The organism is Pontibacter ummariensis (assembly GCF_900188175.1).
Classification (GTDB): domain Bacteria; phylum Bacteroidota; class Bacteroidia; order Cytophagales; family Hymenobacteraceae; genus Pontibacter; species Pontibacter ummariensis.
Map to the genome: position 1 here is coordinate 1 of NZ_FZOQ01000058.1, position 5,465 is coordinate 5,465.

The 5,465-nt window shown below is 50.4% G+C and carries 7 protein-coding genes; 2 read left to right on the forward strand and 5 right to left on the reverse strand.

The window, feature by feature from the left end:
- Positions 1–111: 111 nt before the first annotated feature.
- Positions 112–276: a hypothetical protein gene (locus CHB92_RS25980; protein ID WP_179223168.1), complete on the reverse strand. Its 165-nt coding sequence runs from the start codon at positions 274–276 to the stop codon at positions 112–114.
- A gap of 672 nt (positions 277–948) precedes the next feature.
- Between CHB92_RS25980 and CHB92_RS25200 the strand changes: the two genes are divergently transcribed.
- Positions 949–1,926 carry a replication initiation protein gene (locus tag CHB92_RS25200; protein WP_089322007.1) on the forward strand — a complete coding sequence of 326 codons (978 nt, stop codon included), beginning with the start codon at positions 949–951 and terminating at the stop codon, positions 1,924–1,926.
- A gap of 68 nt (positions 1,927–1,994) precedes the next feature.
- On the opposite strand, the gene CHB92_RS25205 is transcribed toward CHB92_RS25200, so the two are convergent.
- From CHB92_RS25205 to CHB92_RS25215, 3 genes are all read right to left on the reverse strand, one after another.
- Positions 1,995–2,477, reverse strand: a complete 483-nt coding sequence (locus CHB92_RS25205; RefSeq protein ID WP_144266402.1) for a hypothetical protein — start codon at positions 2,475–2,477, stop codon at positions 1,995–1,997.
- Positions 2,478–2,566: 89 nt separating this feature from the next.
- Entirely contained in the window at positions 2,567–2,797 is a 231-nt protein-coding gene (locus CHB92_RS25210; protein WP_089322009.1) for a DUF4926 domain-containing protein, read from the reverse strand.
- Positions 2,794–3,126 (reverse strand): DUF6883 domain-containing protein, encoded by a 333-nt coding sequence (locus CHB92_RS25215; protein WP_144266403.1) that lies wholly within the window; start codon positions 3,124–3,126, stop codon positions 2,794–2,796. The genes CHB92_RS25210 and CHB92_RS25215 overlap by 4 nt, the downstream gene beginning before the upstream one ends.
- Positions 3,127–3,560: 434 nt before the next feature.
- Between CHB92_RS25215 and CHB92_RS25220 the strand changes: the two genes are divergently transcribed.
- The gene (locus tag CHB92_RS25220) at positions 3,561–4,259 is read left to right on the forward strand and encodes a porin family protein (protein ID WP_089322011.1); all 699 of its coding nucleotides are present in this window, start codon (positions 3,561–3,563) and stop codon (positions 4,257–4,259) included.
- A gap of 217 nt (positions 4,260–4,476) precedes the next feature.
- Here CHB92_RS25220 and mobV read toward each other — a convergent pair.
- Positions 4,477–5,465, reverse strand: a 989-nt coding sequence (mobV, locus tag CHB92_RS25225) for a MobV family relaxase (RefSeq protein WP_179223169.1), incomplete at its 5' end; no start/stop codon positions are given.

The window sequence follows — 5,465 nt, forward strand, 5'->3', positions numbered from 1 at the left end:
GTGTGCTCGTGGCCCTCCTTGCGGTCGATGTGGTTGCCCAGCCCCGCTCCGGAGGCGCTCATTTTCTCGGCGTGGAAGACGGCGAATCCCATGGCGGTGGTGTTTTATTGGTCATGCCCCCAGGCCCCGCAGGGCCCGCGGCTTCGGCACGAAGTCTAGTGGGCTATACTTACTACCGGAAGTCCATCCCCAGGGTTGTCCTTTTCCTGGCCGTTCCGGCCAGAGGGAGCCGTACGAAGTACCGGCTCCGGAATGCCTGGAGCATTCCTTCTTCACGGGTGAGAAAGACACGCAGCAGCTGGCAGTCTCTTAGGTAAAGATAGTGAAGCAGGCGGGCAGGGGTAACACAAATGGCAATTTAAAATCATGTGGGACACTGAAACTTCACAGGCCGGAGTGGCAGGTCTGACTTATCAAAACTCGTTTTTAGCCCCTCTAAGCGCGCCAACTCTTTTGGGAGGTATAGCCGCGTTTTTTTCCTGGGCCTCTCACAGCGCCCAGCTGTGGCTTTCCTGTGGCCATAATTCTGCAGGGCCCCCGGTCTCATCCGGGCAGGTGCTGGAGTTCGCGCCATATCATCAACTAAAGTTTTAGTTGGCGCGCCCCGGTGCTCTTTTTCCCCTTTTGTTTTTTCCTTTTTCTTGTCTGGAATCTTGTTTTGGCTGCCGATTTATTGAGCTCCCTAAGCAACAAATTTTACGCATTTTGAGCCTTTTACTTGTAAAGGTAAACTTGTGGTATCCTTGTAGGAGTTTTTTAAACGCTTGTAAATTTCTGTATTACAGCTAATTACAAGCTATTTTAAAATTCATTTTACGACAATTTGAATACCTTTTTACGACAATTTGAATACCCCTCAGCATACTTTTTACGACAATTTGAATACCCTTATGGGGTATTTATGACATGGTTATTTGACAAACTAATATTTTTGTCTAAATTCACCTCATGGAAACGACGCAACCAACCCTCTATCAGCCGAATGTGATTACTCAGGCTCGGTATAGCTTCACAGAGTATGAGATGCGGGTGCTGATGTATGTTGTCAGGCAGATTCAGGACAAACTCAACCGGAACGACGTGGAGTTTAACCGTACCATGTTCGGGGAGATTGACTTTAAGATTCAGTTTTACTTGGCTGATATGATGGTGTCAGAGGGGGAGAAGAACCACGCACGCATACGCAAGGCACTGAAGGACTTGCGAGATAAGAGCTTTGAAGTGGAGGATGAGAGGCAATGGTTTAACGTTGGCTTCATCAACTACGGGCGCTATAACAAAGACGCGAAAAAGTGGGAGCTGCAGGTTTCATTCCTGCTCATGCCCTACATGGTCTCCCTGGCGCGGGGCTTCACCGCTTACCAGCTGGAGACGATAATGCACCTGAACACGCACAGTCAACGCCTCTACATGATGTTCAGCCAGTACCATGACACAGGCATTTTCAGGATATCAGCCGAGGATCTGCGCTATAAGCTTGGCCTGGATGATAAGTATGAGCGCTATGGAGACTTTAAAATTAGGGTTCTATCTGCTGCAGAGAAGGAGCTAAAACAGCTTTTTGACGCTGGTAAGTCGGATGTGTGGGTGAAGCTTGAAAGTGACAAAAAGGAGCGGGGGAAAGAGGATTTCGACCGAACATTGACCTTCAAGATTTTCCACTCCGAGCGCAGGTTCAATCAGATAGAGGAAGCCAAAGCAGAGTCCATGCGGTATTGTGCTCAGATGCTCAAAACAATCCTGCCAGAAGCCGAACTGTACTGCAATAAGCTGTTAGGTTACCTGGTGGAGAAGAAACGGCTGAAGCCGTTCTCTGACCGCCTGGAGCGGCTGGAGGATCAGGCAAGGGAAGAAAGTAAGCCACTTACCTCATATGGTGGTCTCCTGCGCCACATCGCCAAGCAGGATTTTAAGTACCAGGGATAAATACAAAAGGGGGGGAATAAGTTTTAATGAAAAGTAGCTTCTGTGTGTTTGATCGTCAGCTGCATTCCTTAGCTAAATAACCTCTTCCACCATCCAAGCTTGGGCGGCTCTGGGTGCGCCTCTTCTAATGGCTGTGGCGCGGCCAGTAGATAGGTCTGCTTTTCTACGACGCTTAGCAAACGATTGATTTCTTCTCTCGCTTCCTTTTCGCGCTGCTCAGCTTCACGGCGGCGGCTTTCCTCAATAGTTGTCTTTTCCTCAGCATGCTGCAGCTTCAGCTTCAAAAGCTCAATTTCTACTGTTGCATCACCTGCTTTATGAGGTGTTGCAACCTGTTGCTTTCTGTTGCTTTGCGGCACTGTTGCAGGCTGGCCTTCTGCGACAGGTATTTTGAATGACTGATAAACCCTGCTTAGCTCACTTGTATCAAGAACAGGGCTGCCATCGCTATCAAAATCTTTGCTGAGCTTGCCTATCTTAATATGGCGATGCAGCGTACTGCGATTTTTCCCCGTTAGTCTTGCTGCTTCTGATATGCTTATTTTTGCCATGTTGCACGCTGTTGCTTGCCACAAGGTAGCAACAGCTGCAACCTGTTGCAAATACTTTAAGGGTAAACAAAAGGGAAGAAAGAGGTTTTTTAGGCAGCCTCCAGATTACGGACATGCAGGATCTCTCGGCTTGTGGCCGGGCGCACTTGCCTGTTCTCCAGCGTCTCCACCGCTACCGTATCCCCGTTGAGCGCAAAAAACTCTACTTCGTATCCCTCACCCCCGTTATAGATCTCCACGACCACGCCCACATCGCCTTTCTTCAGCTCGGTGCCTGGAATGTCTTCTGTCAGAATAACTCTTTCAAACTCTTTTATCATGGCGTTAAAGGATAAGCGGTTACTAACTTGGGTTGTTCGGAATCAGCGCCAAGCATCCAGACTGTTCGGAGGTTAAAGCTGAAATGATGGGGTGTTTCTACGATCCCGTCAATAATATACTTGGTGCCGAACTTCGTCTGCTCCGTTTTGGACACCTGGTGCCACATCGCCTGCCTGAGCAGAAGTTCCCTGAACTCCTCTGCCTGGCCAAGGCCAAACCCGGCCCTGAGAAAGAACCCAGCTTTGCTTCTCCCATCCGGATGTTGCAAGTTGAGCAGGTACCCCGCTATTTTGGAGTCTTCTACGATCGCATTTTCTCGGCCGGGCATATACATGTACGAAATGTAGGCCGATGGCGGGTGAAAAGCAAATCTGCCTCTCCCCCTTGTTCATACCGACCAGCATATGCGCAATGCGGATTCCGCATTGCGCATACCCCCTTATCCGTCCGGAATTGCACATCCTTTAGAAACCGGCTCTATTTAACATAACAGTAGTTATGGGCGAAACAGCCCCCACAGCCTCCTGGAGGGGGCTGGGCTTTTGGTACTTTTAGGGGGCGTGGGAATTGGCTGCAGGTCTCTTTAGTTAGGCACAAGTTAAAATTATAAGTATAGAAGAGCAGGATTATCTTGGTAGTTAAGAAGCATGCGTCCAAGCTATTTTGTAGCTCGTAAAGAATTTTCTTTTAAGATTTAAATAAATGCTAATAATATAAATATCCTTGTTTTATATATTATCTTCAGCTTATAAAAAAGACGCTATGAAAAAACTATGCATGATTGTACTGGCTGCCATTGGTGTGGCGGCTACTGCTGAGGCGCAAACCGTGTCTTTCGGTCCACGTGTTGGAGTTAACTTCGCTACCCTCAGAGCAGTTGACGCAGAGAATGAGTACCGCAAGCACTTCAATGAAGCGCTGGAATACACTACTGGCGCACAGTTTGGTGCTGTAGTCAACTTTGAGGTATCAGATATTTTGTCTGTTCAACCTGAAATCCTCTACTCCCAAAGGGGCTATAAGGCAAATCCTGCCTTTTACGAGAACAGTTCAAACGGCTCTGCATCGGTTAACTCACGCATGAACTTCCTTGAGGTGCCAGTGCTTGCAAAATTCTCTTTTGGTGGTGAGAGCATGAAAGGCTTTGTGACGGCTGGTCCTTCTGTCAGCTACTTTATGAACGGTAAGATGAAGTATACTTTCGATGGAAGGGAGGAAGAAGAGGATTATGAATTCAATGATTATGTAGGCGGCACTAAAGCAAATCGTCTGGACATTGGTGCCAATGTGGGAGCAGGTATGGCATTTGCTGTGGGAGCAGGTGCACTGAATTTGGATGTGCGCTATGGTCTTGGGCTGTCTGATATTTCCAAGTATGAGGGTGACCGCCCCAGCGATAAACCTAAGGCTGTTCATCGAGTGTTTGGGGCATCTGTTGCTTACTTGTTCAGAGGAAAATAGAAGATAAGTGGTTTTTCATCAAGATTTGGCTTTACCACTGTATGGTTATGACTGGTTTAAGGAGCGGCAAAAATCAGGTTCTTTCACTAAAGTGTTCTCCTTTTGAGGCGGATCGGAATAAACAGATTAAAACATCCTCTGCCTAACACAAAACCTAAAACACACCAAGGCATGCCTTAGCCAAGCCATTAACATAAAGTGGCTTACTGCCCGAGCACTACAATCCCATGCCCCGGCCTTTCTTCGGGCGCTGCTGCTCTTCCTGCTTTTCGCTTAACTTCCTTTCCTCTGCTTTCCTATAGCTGTTGGCGTAAATATCCATCACTTTCTTCTCCTCCTCACTTACGGGCCTGCCCAGCAGGGACTTGACAAACATCGTCACCGTCTCCTGCAGGATGCTGAGCCGGCTCTTTACCTCCTTCAGTTCCTGCTGCAGCTTGCTTATCTGCCGCTCCTGTGCCTGAAGCTGCTGCTCCCGCCGGCGGAGCTCGATGGCCGCGTCCGTTTTCTCCTTTGTGGCCGATTTAAATCGCTCCTGTACGCTTTTCTCGTACTGGGCGGGGTTTAGCCTATCCAGGGCCGTGAGTCTCGGTAGATCGCTTAAAACGGCCTCCTGCGCCTGCTGCTGCTGGCCCAGGTACCAGCCCTCTGCGTTGTGGATGGCCTTGCTCCCCCGCACGCCCCTGGAGAGCCCGAAAGGCGCCATGGCCTGGGCGTAGCGGTCCTGCCGCTGGCTCATGTCCTTCTTGTTGCCCAGGATGGTCTTGGCCGTCAGCTTGCCCTCCCGGAGCGGCACCACCACCGCGTGCAGGTGCGGCGTCTTCTCGTCCAGGTGCAGCACCAGGCGCACCACGTTCTCCTTGCCGAACTCCTGGACCACGAAGTTATAGTTAGCCTTGAGCCAGCCCTTCATCTTCTCCGGGTCTGCCTCGATAGCCTTCATGTCCTCGTGCGTGCCTGTGAACACCAGCGAGAGCGCCCGCACCGCGTCCTTCCGGATGGCGGTCGTGCCGGTGTAGCCCTCGGCGATACGGTCCGTGATGGCTGTGTGCAGGGGCTTTTGGCAGTGCCCGGTGACGGCGAAGGCTTGGTTCAGGTGCCGCCGCTCGGCGTCGGCGTTTTGGAAGGTGTGCTCGTGGCCCTCCTTGCGGTCGATGTGGTTGCCCAGCCCCGCTCCGGAGGCGCTCATTTTCTCGGCGTGGAAGA